This is a genomic window from Methylobacterium sp. (assembly GCF_019750675.1).
Taxonomy (GTDB): Bacteria; Pseudomonadota; Alphaproteobacteria; order Rhizobiales; family Beijerinckiaceae; genus Methylobacterium.
Genome location: NZ_JAIEOF010000360.1, coordinates 19827 through 36374 on the forward strand (window position 1 = coordinate 19827; position 16548 = coordinate 36374).

A 16548-nucleotide genomic window follows, 5' to 3' on the forward strand; every position below is an offset into this window, starting at 1 on the left:
CTATCACCAGTGTCACCAATGAGATCTAAGATGTTGAATGGCTTGGATTTTTGTTTGGTGACGGTTGGTTTTGAACTATCTTCCAAGTGTCACCACTCTCACCGGACAGATCTCGTGATGCAGCATGACGGTTTCCTGCCCGCTTCTGGTCCCCGCGCTCTGCGCCCTTCCGACTTCTCTCCCGAGCAACAGGCCGGCTGGATCGCGGCCAGCGAGCGCAAGGCGGCGCTCGATGCCGCGTTGGACCCCGACGCGGCCCATGCCAACGAGGCCGACGTCACCGAGTGGTACGTGGCCTATACAAACCCCAAGCGTGAGGAGGCGGTGGCCGTGGGCCTGCGTCGGCGCCAGGTCGCCAGCTTCTGGCCGGCCATGCGGGTGAGCCGCACGCGCAGCCGGCGCCGCGTGACGGAGCTGGCGCCGCTGCTGCCGCGCTACCTGTTCGTGGGCCTGGCGCCGGGTCAGAGCCTCTACAGCCTGCGCGAGACGCCCGGGCTTGAGGGCATGGTGCGCGCGGATGGCCGGCCGGCGAAGGTGAAGCCGGAACTCATCACCGGGCTGCGGGATGCGCAGGCGTCGGGCACCTACGATTTCAGCGACGAGGCGATGGCTGCCAAGGACCCAGAGGGTGCGCCGGCCCGCGAAAAGGGCTTCGAGCCGGGAGCGAAGGTCCGCGTGATGCTGGGCGCGTATCGTAGCTTCTCGGGCGCCGTGCACGAGGTGCTGCCCCCCGATCGCATCAGCGTGTGGATTACCATCTTCGGCAGGGCTTTCCCGGTTCCGATGATGCTTGCTGATGTCGAGCTGGAGTGATAGCGATTGGTGGTGCACGGGACTGTTGTTGCAAATCTGCAACCACCGCCCCGTGCGTTAGCTTTTGTAGAAGCCCCGGTGCGCGAGCATGCGGGGCTTTGTCGTGCCTGGGGTATGCCCACGCGTCCCCGCACCTTTCGGCCGGCCTCGGGGCCTGGGTCTGATGCTGATCGTCAGGCCCGGGCCTCGGCCTATGAGGCGCGGCGCTACGCCGAGAGCGAGACCAAGCGTCTGTATGGCACGGCCCGGTGGCGGGCCATCCGTGCTGAGCAGCTGAGCGTCGAGCCCCTGTGCATCGTGTGCTTCAGAGAGGATCGGGTCACCGCTGCTGTCGTCTGCGACCACGTCGAGCCGCATCGTGGTGACGCTGCACGCTTCTGGGCTGGCCCGTTCCAATCCCTTTGCGCCTCCTGCCATAGCTCAACCAAGCAACGCGAAGACCAGTCGTCGCGTAGGGGGTAGGGGGGGGTGCAAAAGTTCAGGCGCTGACAGCGGAAGAACGGTTGTTCAACCCCCTCTTTTTCTCCGCGTTATTGGCGGAAACTTTTTTTCGAGAGGAGCCAAGGGCCGCTTGGCTGATCGCCCATGACGCGAGGACGCAAGCCGGACAGCCCGGCGCTACAGGCGGCGAAGGGTAGTCCCGGCAAGCGTGCGCTCGCGGCTCGGACTGCAGTGCGAACTGAGCGCCTGGCTGCGAACGATCCACTCCGGCCACCGCCGTTCCTCACCGCTGGCAAGGGTGACGCGGGCTTCACCCTGGCGCTGAAGATCTGGCGCGAGCAGGCTCCGCACCTGCACCGTCGCAATTTGCTTGATCGGATGGACCGTTACGCGTTCGCTCGGTGGTGCGTCTATCAGGCCGAGTGGATCGAGGCGACGCAGACTATCAAGGCCGAGGGCGTGACGCGCCTGGTCAAGAACATGAACGGGGACGAGATGCCCCGCCGGCACCCGGCTGCGAATCACCGTGATCGTGTCGAGATCGCGCTGGGCAAGCTCGAAGCGGCGTACGGCCTCACACCGGCCGACCGATACAAGGTCATGCGCGACCAGGCCGCGAACCCGCTCGGCGGCTTGTTCGATGACGACGCCGATCAGCCGGCACGCCCGGCTGGTCCTGTCCCGCCCGCCGAAGTTGATCCTGTCGGCTTCATGACGGATCATGCGGGGCCAATTCCGGGCTCGCGGCCGAACTGATGGCCGCTTCGCCCGCCCCCGTGGCGGCGGCGGTGCATCCGGTTGTCCCGGCCCAGCCCGAATGGGTCGTGATCGCCGAAGGACAATTGGCCCTCGCCTTCGTCGCTGTACACTGGGCGCGCGCGGCTGCGACGCCCGGCGCATGGTATGACAGCGCGCTGGCCGACAAGGTCGTGACGCTCTGGCCCAACCTCTTCCGGCACACGGAAGGGCGATGGGCCGGCAAGCCGTTTCGCCTGGCGTTCTGGCAGGAATGCATCGTCCGTCTGCTGGTAGGCTGGAAGACGGCGGACGGCTTCCGCCTCTTCCGGCGGTTGTTCCTCTGGATCGGCCGAAAGAACGGCAAGACGGAGTTCCTGGCGGCCCTCGCGCTGCTGTTCTGGATCTGCGACCGGGAGATGGGCGGCCAAGCCTACGCCATGGCGCGCAACGAGAATCAGGCCAAGCTCGTCTTCGAGAAAGCGAAGACGATGGTGCGCCTCTCGCCCGCGTTCTCGAAGCGCGTGCAGGCGTTCAAAAAGTCGCTGTACCTGCCCGATCTCTGGGCCAAGTTCGAGGTCCTGTCCGGTAAGGCTGAAGGCAAGCACGGCCTCTCGGCGTCCGTCATCGTCGGCGATGAGATGCACGAATGGCTCGATGGCATCCTGCAAGGGACGCTGCACCAGTCAATCGCGGCCCGCGACCAGCCCATCGAGCTCTATGGCTCGACCACCGGATTCAAGGGCCGGGGGCACGGCTGGATCTTGTGGGAGGAGTGCCTTTCGATCCTGAACGGCGGCCTTGATGATGCGACCACGCTGGTGGCCATCTTCGCCGCGGCGCCGGAGGATGACTGGACCGACGAGGCGGTCTGGTCGAAGGCCAATCCGAACCTCGGCATCTCGCCCAAAATCGAATACCTGCGCGCCGAGTGCGCGAAGGCCCGTGATAATCCTCGACTGGAGAACGACTTCCGACGCTACCACCTCAATCAGTGGACCGAGCAGGTGGTGCGTTGGTTGTCGCTCACCAGGTGGGATGCGTGTGCGACGGACGTGGATGCCTGGAAGCGCTTCGCCACCGAGCTGCGCGGCCGGAAGTGCTTCGGAGGCCTCGACCTCTCGTCGGTCAGCGACATCACCGCATGGGTGTTGGTGTTCCCGCCGGCCGAGGAGGGGGAGCGCTGGAAGCTGGTGGTGCGCCTTTGGTGCCCAGCCGAATCCATCGCCCTGCGCGCCCGCCGCGATCGTGTGCCCTACGATCTGTGGGCGCAATCCGGCGCCGTGATCCGGACCGAAGGCAACGTCGTCGACTATGACGCGATCGAGCGCCAGGTGAAGGACGACGCCGAGGCCTTCGACCTGCAGGGCGTCGCGATCGACCGGTGGAACGCCACTGGCACGGCGGTGCGCCTGGCTGAAGACGGCTGCAACGTCGTCATGTTCGGACAGGGCTTCGCCTCGATGTCGGCCCCCTCGAAAGAATGGGAACGCCTCGTCCTCGCTGAGCAGCTGGACCACGGCGGCCACCCGGCCCTGCGATGGATGATCGGCAACATCGCGATCGCGACCGATCCGGCCGGCAACATTAAGCCGACGAAGCAGAAGTCGTCCGAGAAGATCGACGGCCCGGTGGCCGGGATCATGGGCCTGGGCCTCGCCATCGCCGAGGCGCCGCCCTTCGACCCCAACGCCTGGATTGAGAGCTATGCATGAGATGGCTTAAGCGGGCTCTCGGGCTCGACGGGGCGAAGGACATCGAGCCGTGGCGTGGCGGTCAGGCCTCGACCGAGCACGGCTCGAACTTCGTTACGAACCAGGTGACGCTTGCCGACTATCACGACGCCCGGGCCGGATCGCTCGGCGCGGCTGTGGGCCTGACTGCGACCTGGGCTTGCGTGCAACTCATCGCCGGCACCATCGGCTCGCTACCCCTGATGGTCTACCGAACCGATGCGAAGGGCATCCGTCGCGTGGCGCGCGACCATCCGCTCTACTTCGTGCTGCACGACAGTCCGAACTACGATCAGACCGCCGTGGATTTCTGGGAGATCATGGCAGCTGGCCTGGAGTTGTCCGGCAACGCCTACGCCGTGATCGAGCGGCGTTCGGACGGTGTCCTCAACGCGCTTCTCCCGGTGCGGCCCGACATCGTTAAGGCACGGCGTCGCGATGATGGCGGCCTCGAGTATGCCTGGTCGGAAGGTGGCCGGCGCGTGGTGAAGCGTGGCGAGGACGTGCTGCACATTCGTGGCCCCCTCGGCGATGCCTTGTCGGGCGCCTCAACCCTGTCGGTGTGCCGCGGCGCATTCGAGGGGGCGGTGGCGGCCGAGCAGGCGGCGGACGCGGTTTTCCGGAACGGTGCCAATCCGAGCGGCACGCTGACGACGCCGGCCGGCGCCCGCTTGACGAAACCGCAGCGCGACGAGCTCGAAACGCTGCTGGCGACCAAGTTTCGAGGGGCGATGCGCTCTGGGACACCCATGCTGCTCGACGGTGGCCTGACCTGGCAGCCGCTGACGATGAACCCCGAAGACGCGCAGATGCTGGAGAGCCGCAAGTTCAGTGGCGAAGAGATCTGCCGCGTCTTCGGGGTTCCGCCCGCGATGGTCGGTTTCGGCGACAAGGCCTCGAACTGGGGCACCGGCAAAGAGGTCGATGTCCTCGGCTTCCAGAAATTCACCCTGCGCAAGCGTCTCAAGCGAATCGAGCAGGCCCTGCTGAAGCAACTCGTACCCCTGGCCGAGCGCCGGGCGCAGGGCCTGACGATCGAGTTCAACTTTGAAGGCCTGCTGCGGGGCGACACGGCCAGTCGCTATGAGGCCTACGAGAAGGCCATCCGCATGGGCATCGCCACCCGCAACGAGTGCCGGGCCCTGGAGAACCTGCCGCCGATCGAGGGCGGCGACGTCGTCACTGTCCAGATGCAGGACATTCCGCTCGCTGCCGCGATTCTCGGTGGTCGCAATGACGGCGGCGGATCTGGCCCGCCCGCGTCACCACCCGTTTAGGAGTTCGCGATGAGCAGGATCACCGCGCCGGTTCTCGACCTCAAGGCGCTGAAGGATACCGGCGAGTTCGAGGGCTACGGCTCGACTTTCGGTGGCGAGCCGGACGCCTACGGCGATGTCATCGCGGAGGGCGCCTATGCCGAAAGCCTGGCCGCGCATCGTTCCAAGGGCACGATGCCGAAGCTGTTCTGGCAGCACAACCCGGGCGAGCCGATCGGCAAATGGGTTGGCGCCAAAGAGGACAGCCACGGCCTCCTCCTCCAGGGTAAACTGAACATGGACGTGCAGCGAGGCCGCGAGGCGCATGCGCTGCTCAAAGCCGGCGACATCGATGGTCTTTCCATCGGCTACCGGATCAAGGAATACAGCGTCGACACGGATTCGGGGGTCTGGACCCTGGAGAGGCTGGACCTCGTGGAGGTCAGCATCGTGTCCGTTGGCGCCAACGAGAACGCGGTCGTGCAGAGCGTGAAGGCCGCGAAGGCTGCGCACGACCTCACCGAAAAGCTGAAGGCCGGGGACCGGCTGACAGAGCGAGAGTTCGAGGTCTGGCTCAAGGGGTTGGGCTTCTCGAACTCGCAGGCGGAGCGCGCCGCGCGTCTTCACCTGAAGGGGCAGGGGGAGCCTGCCGGTGCGGCTGACGACGGGCTCGCGTTCCTGCGCGCCCTGGCGGGCTGACGGCCCAACAACAGTTCCGGAGATCATCGTGAAGACCTTCCTATCGCTCCTGGCGGTGGGCCTGATGGCCCTCGCCTTCGTCGCTTCCGCGCCCGACGCGCACGCTTCGTTCGGCCCGGCTCTCGCCTCCACATCCCTGATGCCGCTGGCGCTGGCCGGTGCCGGTGGCCTCGCCCGTCTCGCGTCCTGCGCCATCGGCCCCCGAATCCTCTTCGACAAGCCCGGCGAAGGCGGTGGCAAGAGCGCGGCCGAACTCGCCGCCGACTTCCGGCGCGACTTCGACACCAAGCACGACAGGGTGAAGGAGATCGCCGACAAGGCGCTGGAGGAGGCCAAAAAGGGCACCCCGCTCGCCACCACCGCCAAGGAACTTGCCGACCAGGCCATCACCGGTATGAACGAGGCCAAGGCGCGCCTCGACGAGATGGACCAGAAGATGGCCCGTCGCGGCGAGCCGGGCGACCGGCACCTGACAGCGGGCGAGCGCTTCGTCGAGGACGACGCGTTCAAGAGCTTCGCCGACCAGACCCGGCCGCGCGGTCGCGTCCTCGTCGAGGTGAAGGACATCACCTCGCTCACCACCGACGCGGCCGGCTCGGCCGGGGCGCTGATCCCCTCCGACCGGCGCGGCCTCCAGGTGGAACTGCCGCAGCGGCGCCTCACCGTGCGGTCGCTCATCCTGCCGGGCCAGACGGCCAGCAACTCCATCGAGTACGAGCAGGAGAAGCTGTTCACGAACAGCGCCGCCGTGGTCCCGGAGGGCGAACTGAAGCCGCAGTCCGAGCTGCAGTTCGTCGACAAGACTGCGACCGTTCGCACGATCGCGCACTGGATGCGGACCTCGGTGCAGATCCTCGCGGACGCGCCGGGCCTGCGGTCGATCATCGACCAGCGCCTGCGCTACGGCCTTGCCCTCGCCGAGGAGAACCAACTGCTCAATGGGTCCGGTGTCGGCCAGAACCTCCTCGGCCTCGTGACGGCGGCGGTCGCCTACGCGGCGGCCGGGGGGCTCGTCGCGGCCACGCAGGTGGACACGCTGCGCCTGATGATCCTCCAGGCGGCGCTCGCCGAGTATCCGCCCAACGGCATCGTGCTCAACCCGATCGACTGGGCGGCGATCGAGATGGGGAAGGACACGCAGGGCCGCTACATCATCGGCAACCCGCAGGGCGTCGCCTCGCCGACCCTGTGGGGCCTGCCGGTGGTCCCGACGCAGGCCATGGGTGTCGACAAGGGCCTGGTCGGTGCCTTCAACCTCGCGGCGCAGATCTTCGACCGCCAGGACGCCACTATCGACGTGTCGACCGAGGACCAGGACAACTTCGTCCGGAACAAGGTCACGATCCGCGCCGAGGAGCGTCTGGCGATGGCGATCTACCGCCCGCAGGCCATCGTCTACGGCGACCTCGGCCGCGTCGCGTAACCCGGTCGGCTAATGCAGGCGGGCGGCTCCGGCCGCCCGCTCCATGAGCCGAAAAGGAGACGGTCATGATCACGGCGATTCTGCTCAAGCCGCTCGATGGTTTCCCGGAAGGGTCCGAGCGCGAATTCGACAAGGTGGATTTCGACTACCTGGTGGGGATGCGCGCGGTTCGCGCCGTCACGGATGGTGACGGTCTCCGGACCGATGGGCCGACCGTGGCTGAGTATGTCGCGGCGGGCTATCGGGCGGAAAACTACCCGCCTCAGGGATACGCTTCTCGCAGCACGCCCGACGAAATCACGGCTGCCGTCTCGTCGCAGAATGCGCCCCCGCAGACGGCAGCGAAAGCGGCTCCCGCCGTCAGCAACAAGGCGGCACCACCGGTCGCGAACAAAGCCGATCCCGCCAGCAGCAGCTCCAAGGGCTGAGCGGATGCGCCGGCTGGCTGCTACCGTGGTCTTCGGGGTGGCGCTGGTCTCCGCTCTTGCTGCGCAGACTGGCTTCACCCCCTGGAAACAGGCGGACGGGTCTAATCTGTCCGGCATGGTGCTGCTCTGCGATACGGGCGTGAACCGTATCGCCATGCCGTGCGGTGGCGCGCTTACGCCGATGACCGTGCTCTCGACGCCGTTCGTGCGCTCGGGCACGGGCGATCCGATCATCTTCGACGGCGTCAGCACGGTGGCAAAGCAATTCGCCATCACCAAGCCGGCGGATGCGACGTCCTACCGGTTCGTGAACCCTTGCTCCGTCGATGTCCGGATTCGGAAGGTCGCGAACATGCAAGAGAGCGTCACGCTCACGACCGGCACCCGGTTCATGGCCCGGTCGGTCGAAACTCTCGGCACCAGCCAGCCGACGTACGTGTCGATCATCGCAACGGCCGCTCCGACCGGTGAGTGCGCGCCGGAGCTCCAGTACGGGCGAGGCGGCTAATGCGCACTCCCTGGCTCGCCCTCGTCTTCATCATTGGCCTGTCGGCCCCAGCGGAGAGCAACCTGCGCGCCGCCAGCCCCATGATGGGCGACGGCGTGCCGCGCACCGGCACACCGGGGCCCGTCGGTGCCCCCGGAGAAAAAGGCGAAAAGGGTGATGTCGGACCAGCAGGCCAGCCCGGCGCAAAGGGCGAGCGCGGAGTTCCGGGAGAGGCTGGGACGCCTGGACCGACAGGCCAGCGCGGCGCCGATGGGCAGCCTGGATCACAGGGGAACCCGGGATCTCAGGGGCTGCCTGGGTCTGCCGGACGCGATGGCGCGCGCGGCGATCGAGGTGAGCAGGGAGTTCCAGGCGTTCCGGGTAGCGTCGGCCCCGCTGGTCCTCAAGGCCTGCCGGGAATTCCAGGCAGCGTCGGCGCCAAGGGTGAGGCCGGAGCTCAAGGCGTAGCAGGCCCGGCCGGGCCTCCGAAGCGCGTCGAGCGCTACACGGCCACGTCCAACGTCAGCCTGACGGCGCCGGTCGCGACTTTCACATGGGCAGCCTGCACGACGACGCCCGACGTCGATGTCATCCCCACCTGGTCGGGTGACCAGATGGTGGTCGGCGGGGTCATCTCGCAGACCCTCACCGGGGCCACGGTCGCGGTCAAGCGCTCGCGCGGCACGCTCCTCTTGACTGCCGGTCCGTTCGAGCCGGCGCCATCCACCCCCATCACCATCAGGGTAATCTGCAACTGATGCCCGTCGCCGTCATCATCCCACCGAATCCGGTCGTCTCCTGGGATGAGGCGGACCGGCATCTTCGCCTCGACGGCGACACCGAGCAGCAGGCCTATGTCGAGGGCCTGATTGCGGTCGCGACGGCGTGGCTCGATGGGCCGGATGGTTGGCTCGGCCGGGCGCTCGGGGAGCAAACGCTGGAGGCTGTCTTTCCGGTCACGCTCGCTGCAGGTGCACGGCGCTATCCTCTGCCGCCCTTCCTCGCCTTGGTCAGTGAGGCGGCGCAGCCGGACGGGTGCACGACGAAGGTGCGTTGGCGCGCAGGCTATGTTTCGGCTGATGGCGGAAAGAGCACCGTGCCGGCCCCGATCCGCCACGCCATCCTGCTGATGGTCAGTCACCTCTTCAACAACCGGGACGCGGTGACCGCTACGCAGGCGCAGCCGGCGACGCTGCCGCTCGGTGTCGACGCGCTGCTGTCGCCGTATCGCGCCTGGTCGGTCTGATGGACAGCGGGCGATTCGAGCACCGGGCCGAGTTCCTGCGGCAGCCGGCAATCCTTGATGAGGACGAACAGGATACCGGCGATCGAGGCCCATACGCGCCCGCCTTCACGATCTGGGCGAACTTCCGGCCGCAATCCGTGCGTGAGGCGGCGCAGGGTGGCGCGGCTCAGAACGTCGAGGCTGGTGTCTTGACGGTGCGCACCTCCGCGCAGAGCCGCACCATCACGAACGCCGATCGCGTGAAGATCCTGGGGCGTGACTTCGCGGTCGACGGCGTCGGACTGCCGGACCGTCGCACCGGCCTTATCGCCCTCACCATTTCCAGCAACCTCGGCGGCCAGTAGCTTATGGATATCGCCGCGACCTTCGGCGGGCTCTCACAGGGCTACGCCGCCTTGAGCCTGACCGGCGCCGCCCGCGACTTCTCAACGGGCCGTGGCGTGCTGTCCGGCTTGCGCCTGATCGACACCGTGGCCGACATCATCGGAATCGAGCGCATCACCGGCCAGGTGGTGAAGCACGCGGTGAAGCTGGCACTTCGCTCGGATGACGCGGGCGAAAAGGCTGCGCGTGAGATGGTCGAGCTGATGCGCTCGCGAGTTCCGCAGGACAGCGGCGCGCTTCTCAACGGCATCACCTATTACCGCGAGGGCGGCATGTGGGTGGTCGAGGCGAGGGCCGACCGTAACGGGTACGACTACGCGCTGGCTGTCGAGGCCGGCCACCGGGCCGGCGGCATCGTCGCGGACGGCAATTTGTTCGCGGATACGACGGGAGCCGGCGGGCGCCAGGTGCGCGCCCCGGGGCCGGCCAAGGTGGAAGGGCAGCCGTTCTTCTACAACTCGGCGCGCGAGGCCCTCTCCGATTGGGCTGGCGATCTGCGCGCCGCGAGCCGCGAGGGCCTATGACCGCGCTGTCTCCGATCCTACCGCTGCGCGATGCGATCCGTGCGCAGCTGCGTGCCGACATCGGTTTCAAGTCGCTTGCCGATAACCGGATCTATGACGACGTGCCAACCGCGTCGGTCATTCCGGGGAAGCCTGCCGCACCCACGCCCTACGCCTACATCGGCCCGATGCGGCGTCAGCGTTTCGATGCGGGGTGCGGCTTCACCTGGACGGTTCAGGCCCGCATCTTTGCGGTGTCGACGGCCTCGGGACGCACCGAAGCCTGGTCGCTGGTGGATGCCATCAGCGCCGCGCTGGACGGCCTCGAAGAGTTCGCGAAACCGCTCGCCGCCCCCTTCCGCCTGCAGAAGATGATCGAAGTCACGCAGGCTGGCGACGTGATCGACCCGCTTCAAGCGAAGTCGGTGTTCCTCGACCTCACCACCATCATCGCCGGGCCGGACCCCGGTTTGGAGGACTGACCATGGCAACTCCCGATCTTCTGCCCGGCAACCGGTTCCGGGCCTATCGTGGCGCGGGCGCAGGAGCCAAATTCGTCTGCCTCGCGACGTCGATTACGCTGACGATCACGAACGCATACGAAGACGCCACCGTGCCGGATTGCGACAATCCCACGGCGATCCCCACCCGCAAGAGCATCAAGAGCTCCACGTCCTGGGGTGGTCGGTTTGCCGGTTCGATCGCGGCCGATCACCTCGATGACTTCCGCGCCGACGTCGAAAGCGAGGTGGCCGTGCCCTATGAATTCCGCATCGATCGCAGCGCAGCGGGCGGCGGCGGCAAGTGGGCGGGCGACGTCCACATCGAGAATTTCGAGATCGCGAAGAACAACAACGGCATCGTGGCCTTCACGGCGCAGTTCCGCGGTGACGGCCCTCTCGATTGGGCTGATGCCACGTGAGCGTGTCCGACACCTCGCGGACCATGGTGCGCGCGGCCTTCGGTGGCCGTGAGCGCAACTTCCAGCTTCGGCTCGGCGAGATGTCCGAGCTGGAGCGGCTGTGCAACGCCGGCATCGGCGAGATCATGGCCCGGCTCGCCACGCATCGCTTCGGCGTCAACGACATCTGGGAGCCGATTCGCCTCGGCCTGGAGGGGGCAGGGTCGTCGCCCGTCGAGGCGCAGGCGCTGGTGATGCGCTACCACCCCCCGAACTATCCCATCGCGGATTTCCTGCACCTCGCATCGCAGATCGTGACGGGTGCGGTGAGCGGTGTGCCGGAGGGAAACGCGGACGCGGAGGGGGGAAGCGACCACGCCCCGGCGACCTCTCCGTCTTCATCGGCGCCGGAGCTGTAGCGGGCTACACGCCCCAGGACGTGAAGGGCATGACCCTGGCCGAATTCCATGCGGCGCTCGACGGGTTCATCGCGGCCAACAGCCCGGCCGAGCAAGCGCCGTCCGAGGACGAGTTCCTGCAAGTGCTCATGGAAGAGATGGCAGCGGGGAGAGCGTAGGGTATGGCTGAACCGCTTGTCATTCAGTTCGCAGCGGACACTTCGCGCGCCACCAGTGCGATGTCGAGCCTCGCGGCTTCCATCGCCGGGAACATGGCTTCGGCAGGCGTGGCACTCTCCGGCATGGCTGCGAACTCGAACAACGCCGGCTCGGCGTTGGGAGCGCTTCAGCAGAACGTACAGCGTGCGGCCGGCGCCATCGGCTCCGACGTCAAGAACATCGCGACGGCCACGGCCAACGCAGCCACGGCCGAAAAGGCCACCCTGGAGGGTGTGGTCCGTAGCTTCACGGCGGCGGCTGCGGGGTCTCAGACCGCGCAGGCTGGCGTCAAGGCTGGCCTCACCGGTACGACCACGGCAGTCACGACTCTTGCGGCTCAGATCCCGACGCTTGGAACGCTGCTCACCGCGTTCATCGCCTTCGAGGCCGCGAAGCTCGTTTTTCATGCCGTGTCGGCCTCGATCGACGAGGCGCGCGAGCACGTCGAGGCTTTCACGCAGATTGCTCGCGACGCCGACAAGGTCGGCCTCGGCACGAACATCTATCAGCGTCTCACCTTGGATGCGAAGGCGCTCGGACTGGAGACGCGGCAGGTCGTGGCCGCACTGGAGCGGGCCAAGGAAGCCTCCGCTCTGCGCATCGGCGAGGGGGAGCATGGCCGAACCACTTCGACCATCGCCGATCGGGTCGAGCAGAACGTGCGCGCCGGCAACCTCAGCGGCGGGGATCGCACCGCACTGGCTGGCGCAACGACCCAGGAAGCCCGCATCCGCGTCGTCCTAGACCTCATCGACAAGCTGCGGGACGCCGGTCGCGACGTGGCGGCCTTCGATCTGGCGGGCAAGTTCTTCGGGGCCGACTTCGAGGCCAAGATGCGCCAGGGCGTCGAGCTGACCCGGCGCCTCCGCGATCAGATGGACAGCACGGCCCTGACGGCCGGTGGCCAGCGTATCGTCGGGCAGGAAGAGATCGACAGGGCGGGCCAGCTCGAAGCCAAGCTTCGCGACATCACCAACATCTTCGCGACCGCGCTGGCGCCTATCCAGAAAGAATTCTCTGATTCTGCCCTCGACATCTATACGCGGTTCGTCGATTTCGAGCTTGTGCTTGCCCGGGCGGTGCTGACCGCGAGCAATCTCTATGTCGAGATCTCGCGTATCGCGGACAAGATCGCCAACATGATCCCGAGTGCGGGGCAGCTCGCCACCAATCTCGGGGCGGTCGCCCTCGGTGAGCAGACGGGGCTCAACCGGGTCGGGCCTGCTGTGCGGGGCGCGCTCAGCGCTGGTGCGAATGCGCTCGGCTTGACCGATACCTTCGGTCTGCCACGGACCGGCGAGACGCAGGCGCAAGCCGATGACCGCAACGCGCTGACCGCGGCGCGGCAGGTGCTCGCCAACCGGATGAAACAGCCCGGCGCGGTGGCCCAGGCGATCGAGGATAGCAACAAGCTCGATTTCCGCGCTCCGCCGAAGGGCGCTGACAAGTCCGTGACACTGCCCAGCCTTTCGGCCAAGGCGCCGAAGGGCAGCACCGGCAGCAGCGAGGGCCTGGACGCCGTCGAGACGCTGATCGGCCAGATCGAAAAGGCGCGCGACACCGCCAGGGCCGAGCTGGAGAACGTGGCGAAGACCAACGTCGAGCGCGAGAGAGCGGTGGCGCTCGCCAAGGCTGAGGCCGTCGCACGCGAGGAGGTTAAGAAAGGCAACCGTGAGAGTGCCGACCTGACCGAGGATGAGCGCAAGCGGGTCCTGGCTGGCGCCGAGGCTTGGCAGACCTACAAGGATCGGACGATGGATGCCCAGCAGGCGATCCGTCAGGCGGCCGATGCCGCGCGCTATTTCGGTGATGCCGCCTCGACCGCGTTCGCGGACGCCATCCTCGAGGGTAGGTCGTTCAGCGACATCCTGAACAGCCTGGTCAAGCAATTCGCCCGGTCGGCGCTGCAGGGCGTCTTCACGGGCCAGGGGCCGCTGTCGGGCCTTTTGGGGACCGCGCCCAAGGCCAGCTCCGGCGATTCGGTCGGGGGCATCGCCGGTCTGTTTCAGAGCTTCTTCCGCGCCAATGGTGGTCCGGTCGAGGCGGGGCAGGCTTACACGGTCGGCGAGCGTGGCCGAGAACTCTTCATTCCGAACGCGAGTGGTCAGATTGTGCCGATCGCGTCGCAGGGGAACGGTGGCGGCGGGGTCACTGCGCTCAACTTCATCGACCAGCGTCCGGCCGGCTCGCCCGACCTTGCTCCGACCACCCGTCGCAACGCCAGCGGCGGCACGGACATCTTCCTGCGCGAGGCCGAGAGCAGCCTGTTTGGTCGAGGCCGCAGGGGGCAGGGGGCTCTCGGGCCCGTCCTGAACACCGCAGCGACGCGAACGGGCTGAAAGCATGGCCAATCCTTTCTGGCCGTCGGACTTGCCGGTTCCCATCGGACAGGTGGGTTCGCTCGGCACCGACCAGCTTTACGACCCGCCACAGGAAACGCAGTTCGATGATGGCCCATCCCGAACCCGTCGCCGTCGGTTGTACGACGAGACCCCCCGCAAGATCGTCCTTCGGCTCACCCGCCCGCAGTTCGTGACGTTCCGTGGTTTCGTGCGGGACACGCTGAATATGGGCGCACGCCGGTTCTCGTCGCAGGTTCGCCTACCGGACGGTCGCCTCGGCATGCGAACCTGCCGGATCGTCGGCGCGGTCGCCGAGCAGGATCTGGGGCCCGTCTCCGTCGTGTCCTTCACCCTCATGGTGCAGGGCTGGTGAGCGCATGACCCTCAAGCAAGCTCTGCAAGAGGCCTACGCCTCAGGCGACGAGGAAGGCGTCATCCTCACCACCCTGGAGGTGGACCACGCCTCGCTCGATACCGCGATCCTGCTGGTGCAGAACGTGGACAGCGAACTGGGCGAGCCCGGCGACACCATGGCGTTGCCGCTCGTCGAGGGCGGCCCGAAGCTTCCGCACCTGCTCTGTGCGTTCTCCGTAGTGGGGCCAGGCGCGGATACGGATGGGCCCACCGAGGGCAAGCTGCAGATCGACAACGCGTCAGACCTCCTGCACGACCTGATGAAGGGGGTGGTGGGGTACAACGAGGCGATCCGCATCACCTTCCGGCAGTACCGGGTCCTGCCCGGGCAGCTCGCCGCGGTGACCGGCCCCGACGACGACACGTTGACCGGGCTGGAGATGACGGCCTTCGACATCTCTGCCGAGCGCGCCGAGGGCACGATTGCCTGGCCGGATGGGCGTCAGCAGAACGTGCCCACCGGCCCCAACGCGTTCTTCGACCGGGACAGCTACCCTGCGCTGTTCACCTGAGGCGCGGCGGGCGTTCCTCGCGGGCCTGCGGCGCCGCCCCTACGACCGGATAGCGTTCAACTGCTGGCACCTCGCCAGCCTGGTGCAGGCGACCCTCGCATGCCGGATCCTGCCGGCGGCGGACCCGCTCCTGGTCTCGGACTTGCGCGAGCGGGCCCGGGTCCTGGCAAAGCACCCGGTGCGCTCCGAGTGGGTCGCCATCCCCCAGCCCGTCGATCTCGCCCTGGTGCTGATGGGCAAGACGGCCGGGGCCGAGACCCATGCCGGCACCTGGCTCGCCGAGGATGGCGGGCTGATCCTGCACACCGACGAGCCGCACGGCGTCGCCCTCGATCCCCCCTTGGAGATCGCTCAGGCGCGCCGCTGGCGCATCACATACCTGATCCCTTTGTGAGGAGAGATACAATGGAACGATTTCGCATCACTCCTCACGCCAACGGATCATCTCACGTTGTTATCCTAGCTGATACCTTTAACATCCGGGATGTTTGCAGCAACGATCGCATGGATAGTTTCAACGACCGCAGACTCCTGAGCCATATGCATGCCTGCAATGTCACTGTTCTTGATGCCTGCGAGAAGCTGTCGACCGAACTCCTCAAGTTCACCGATACGGTCCGGGCCAATGGCGTGACCGTAGGCCATAAAGGTTAAATTTAGAGCGCTTCCCAATGCGCCGACGATGGTTAGTAATTGCGGTGGAGTGAGCGGTGGCAAAGTTAATTCTGTCCGCTTTTTGGGTGCGTCTCTGAATTCCATTCTATTCTCCATCGGTTCGGTTGGCGCCTCCGATGGTGAACGGGCCGGGTGAGCCGCACAAGGCTCCCCGGCCTGCCTTCATCGACATCTCAGGATCTGCATGACCCTGGTCCTCACCACCAACCTCGTCGGGCAGCGCCGCAGCGAGCCCGTGCGGCTGCCGAACCGGCGCCGACGGCTCTCGACGATCGTCGCGCGCCACCGGCCGGCGGCCGGCCGGCCCTTCATCGTGGCGGTGCATCGCCGCGGCGACGCGGCCGAGATCTACCAGCCGAACGACCGCACGGTGCGCCTGCGCGCGACCTGGTCGAAGACGCTGGTGGGCCCGCACGACGTCGTGGTTATCACCGCCGCGCCGCTGGGCAAGGGCATCGCCTCGATCGGGCTCGCCATCGCGTCGATCGCGCTCATCGCCCTGGCGCCCTATGCGGCGCCGCTCTTGGCAGGCTCTGCGCTGTTCGGCGCAGGTGCGGCAGCTGGCGGCCTGACGACGGCGATCCAGGCCGGCTTGGTGGTCGGCGGTATCGCCCTCGGCTACGCCGCGCAGGCCTCCAAGGCGTCCGGCACGAAGAAGGCCGCCGAGAGCTACAGCATCACGGGCGGCGGCAACGTGCCGAAGCCCGGCGCCCGCAAGCCGCTGCTCTACGGCCGGCGCTGGTCGGCCCCGCCGCTGAGCCAGCAGGACTTCGTCAACATCGACGGCGACTCCACCGTGCTGGTCAAGCGCATGACGCTCGGCCTGGGCAAATTCCAGATCCACCGCGTGCGCGTGGGCGATGCCCTGTTCTGGGCCGAGAACGCCGGGATCCAGGCGCCCTTCAACGCGTCGACGGGCCCGCTCGGGGCCGACATCGA

22 protein-coding genes and 1 pseudogene are annotated in these 16548 nt (G+C 67.1%); 21 read left to right on the forward strand and 2 right to left on the reverse strand.

The annotated features are described in order from the left end of the window. Positions 1–117 precede the first annotated feature (117 nt). From K2X24_RS18540 to K2X24_RS18580, 9 genes are all read left to right on the forward strand, one after another. Complete coding sequence (locus K2X24_RS18540; protein WP_292499937.1) at positions 118–813, forward strand: transcription termination/antitermination NusG family protein; 696 nt, start codon at positions 118–120, stop codon at positions 811–813. Between the two features lie 585 nt (positions 814–1398). Continuing rightward, a complete protein-coding gene (locus K2X24_RS18545) occupies positions 1399–2010 on the forward strand; it encodes a phage terminase small subunit P27 family (protein WP_292499901.1) in 612 nt (203 codons plus the stop codon). Then, complete coding sequence (locus K2X24_RS18550) at positions 2010–3704, forward strand: terminase TerL endonuclease subunit (RefSeq protein WP_292499903.1); 1695 nt, start codon at positions 2010–2012, stop codon at positions 3702–3704. The genes K2X24_RS18545 and K2X24_RS18550 overlap by 1 nt, the downstream gene beginning before the upstream one ends. Positions 3705–3808: 104 nt before the next feature. Beyond that, the gene (locus K2X24_RS18555) at positions 3809–4999 is read left to right on the forward strand and encodes a phage portal protein (RefSeq protein ID WP_292499905.1); all 1191 of its coding nucleotides are present in this window, start codon (positions 3809–3811) and stop codon (positions 4997–4999) included. Positions 5000–5008: 9 nt separating this feature from the next. Further along, positions 5009–5677 (forward strand): HK97 family phage prohead protease, encoded by a 669-nt coding sequence (locus tag K2X24_RS18560; protein WP_292499907.1) that lies wholly within the window; start codon positions 5009–5011, stop codon positions 5675–5677. 28 nt (positions 5678–5705) lie between these two features. Beyond that, complete coding sequence (locus K2X24_RS18565; RefSeq protein ID WP_292499909.1) at positions 5706–7100, forward strand: phage major capsid protein; 1395 nt, start codon at positions 5706–5708, stop codon at positions 7098–7100. Positions 7101–7165: 65 nt separating this feature from the next. Further along, the gene (locus K2X24_RS18570; RefSeq protein ID WP_292499910.1) at positions 7166–7528 is read left to right on the forward strand and encodes a hypothetical protein; all 363 of its coding nucleotides are present in this window, start codon (positions 7166–7168) and stop codon (positions 7526–7528) included. A gap of 4 nt (positions 7529–7532) precedes the next feature. After that, positions 7533–8036: a hypothetical protein gene (locus K2X24_RS18575; RefSeq protein WP_292499912.1), complete on the forward strand. Its 504-nt coding sequence runs from the start codon at positions 7533–7535 to the stop codon at positions 8034–8036. 156 nt (positions 8037–8192) lie between these two features. Next, on the forward strand, positions 8193–8483 hold the full coding sequence (locus tag K2X24_RS18580) for a hypothetical protein (protein ID WP_292499914.1): 291 nt from the start codon (positions 8193–8195) through the stop codon (positions 8481–8483). A 34-nt stretch (positions 8484–8517) separates the two neighbouring features. Here K2X24_RS18580 and K2X24_RS18585 read toward each other — a convergent pair whose 3' ends face one another. Then, a complete protein-coding gene (locus K2X24_RS18585; protein WP_292499916.1) occupies positions 8518–8769 on the reverse strand; it encodes a hypothetical protein in 252 nt (83 codons plus the stop codon). Between the two features lie 3 nt (positions 8770–8772). On the opposite strand from K2X24_RS18585, the gene K2X24_RS18590 reads away from it, so the two are divergent. From K2X24_RS18590 to K2X24_RS18640, 11 genes are all read left to right on the forward strand, one after another. Then, complete coding sequence (locus tag K2X24_RS18590) at positions 8773–9261, forward strand: head-tail connector protein (protein WP_292499917.1); 489 nt, start codon at positions 8773–8775, stop codon at positions 9259–9261. After that, the gene (locus K2X24_RS18595) at positions 9261–9605 is read left to right on the forward strand and encodes a head-tail adaptor protein (protein ID WP_292499918.1); all 345 of its coding nucleotides are present in this window, start codon (positions 9261–9263) and stop codon (positions 9603–9605) included. The genes K2X24_RS18590 and K2X24_RS18595 overlap by 1 nt, the downstream gene beginning before the upstream one ends. A 3-nt stretch (positions 9606–9608) precedes the next feature. Beyond that, positions 9609–10169, forward strand: coding sequence for a hypothetical protein (locus K2X24_RS18600; protein WP_292499919.1), 561 nt, complete (start codon positions 9609–9611; stop codon positions 10167–10169). Next, a complete protein-coding gene (locus K2X24_RS18605) occupies positions 10166–10630 on the forward strand; it encodes a DUF3168 domain-containing protein (protein ID WP_292499920.1) in 465 nt (154 codons plus the stop codon). Before K2X24_RS18600 ends, K2X24_RS18605 begins: the two co-directional genes overlap by 4 nt. A 2-nt stretch (positions 10631–10632) precedes the next feature. After that, positions 10633–11070, forward strand: a complete 438-nt coding sequence (locus K2X24_RS18610) for a phage tail tube protein (protein ID WP_292499921.1) — start codon at positions 10633–10635, stop codon at positions 11068–11070. Further along, a complete protein-coding gene (locus K2X24_RS18615; protein WP_292499922.1) occupies positions 11067–11468 on the forward strand; it encodes a gene transfer agent family protein in 402 nt (133 codons plus the stop codon). Before K2X24_RS18610 ends, K2X24_RS18615 begins: the two co-directional genes overlap by 4 nt. A gap of 29 nt (positions 11469–11497) precedes the next feature. After that, a complete protein-coding gene (locus K2X24_RS18620) occupies positions 11498–11626 on the forward strand; it encodes a hypothetical protein (protein ID WP_292499924.1) in 129 nt (42 codons plus the stop codon). 3 nt (positions 11627–11629) lie between these two features. Further along, a complete protein-coding gene (locus K2X24_RS18625) occupies positions 11630–14005 on the forward strand; it encodes a hypothetical protein (protein ID WP_292499926.1) in 2376 nt (791 codons plus the stop codon). 4 nt (positions 14006–14009) lie between these two features. Further along, positions 14010–14381 (forward strand): hypothetical protein, encoded by a 372-nt coding sequence (locus K2X24_RS18630; protein WP_292499928.1) that lies wholly within the window; start codon positions 14010–14012, stop codon positions 14379–14381. Positions 14382–14385: 4 nt separating this feature from the next. Beyond that, positions 14386–14934 carry a DUF1833 family protein gene (locus tag K2X24_RS18635; protein ID WP_292499930.1) on the forward strand — a complete coding sequence of 183 codons (549 nt, stop codon included), beginning with the start codon at positions 14386–14388 and terminating at the stop codon, positions 14932–14934. A gap of 82 nt (positions 14935–15016) precedes the next feature. Beyond that, positions 15017–15328, forward strand: a complete 312-nt coding sequence (locus K2X24_RS18640; protein ID WP_292499932.1) for a glycoside hydrolase — start codon at positions 15017–15019, stop codon at positions 15326–15328. A 65-nt stretch (positions 15329–15393) separates the two neighbouring features. Here the strand turns inward: K2X24_RS18640 and K2X24_RS18645 are convergent, their stop codons facing one another. Beyond that, positions 15394–15693 (reverse strand): hypothetical protein, encoded by a 300-nt coding sequence (locus K2X24_RS18645; protein WP_292499933.1) that lies wholly within the window; start codon positions 15691–15693, stop codon positions 15394–15396. A gap of 100 nt (positions 15694–15793) precedes the next feature. On the opposite strand from K2X24_RS18645, the pseudogene K2X24_RS18650 reads away from it, so the two are divergent. Continuing rightward, positions 15794–16548: pseudogene (locus tag K2X24_RS18650) on the forward strand (phage tail protein); the annotation flags it as partial.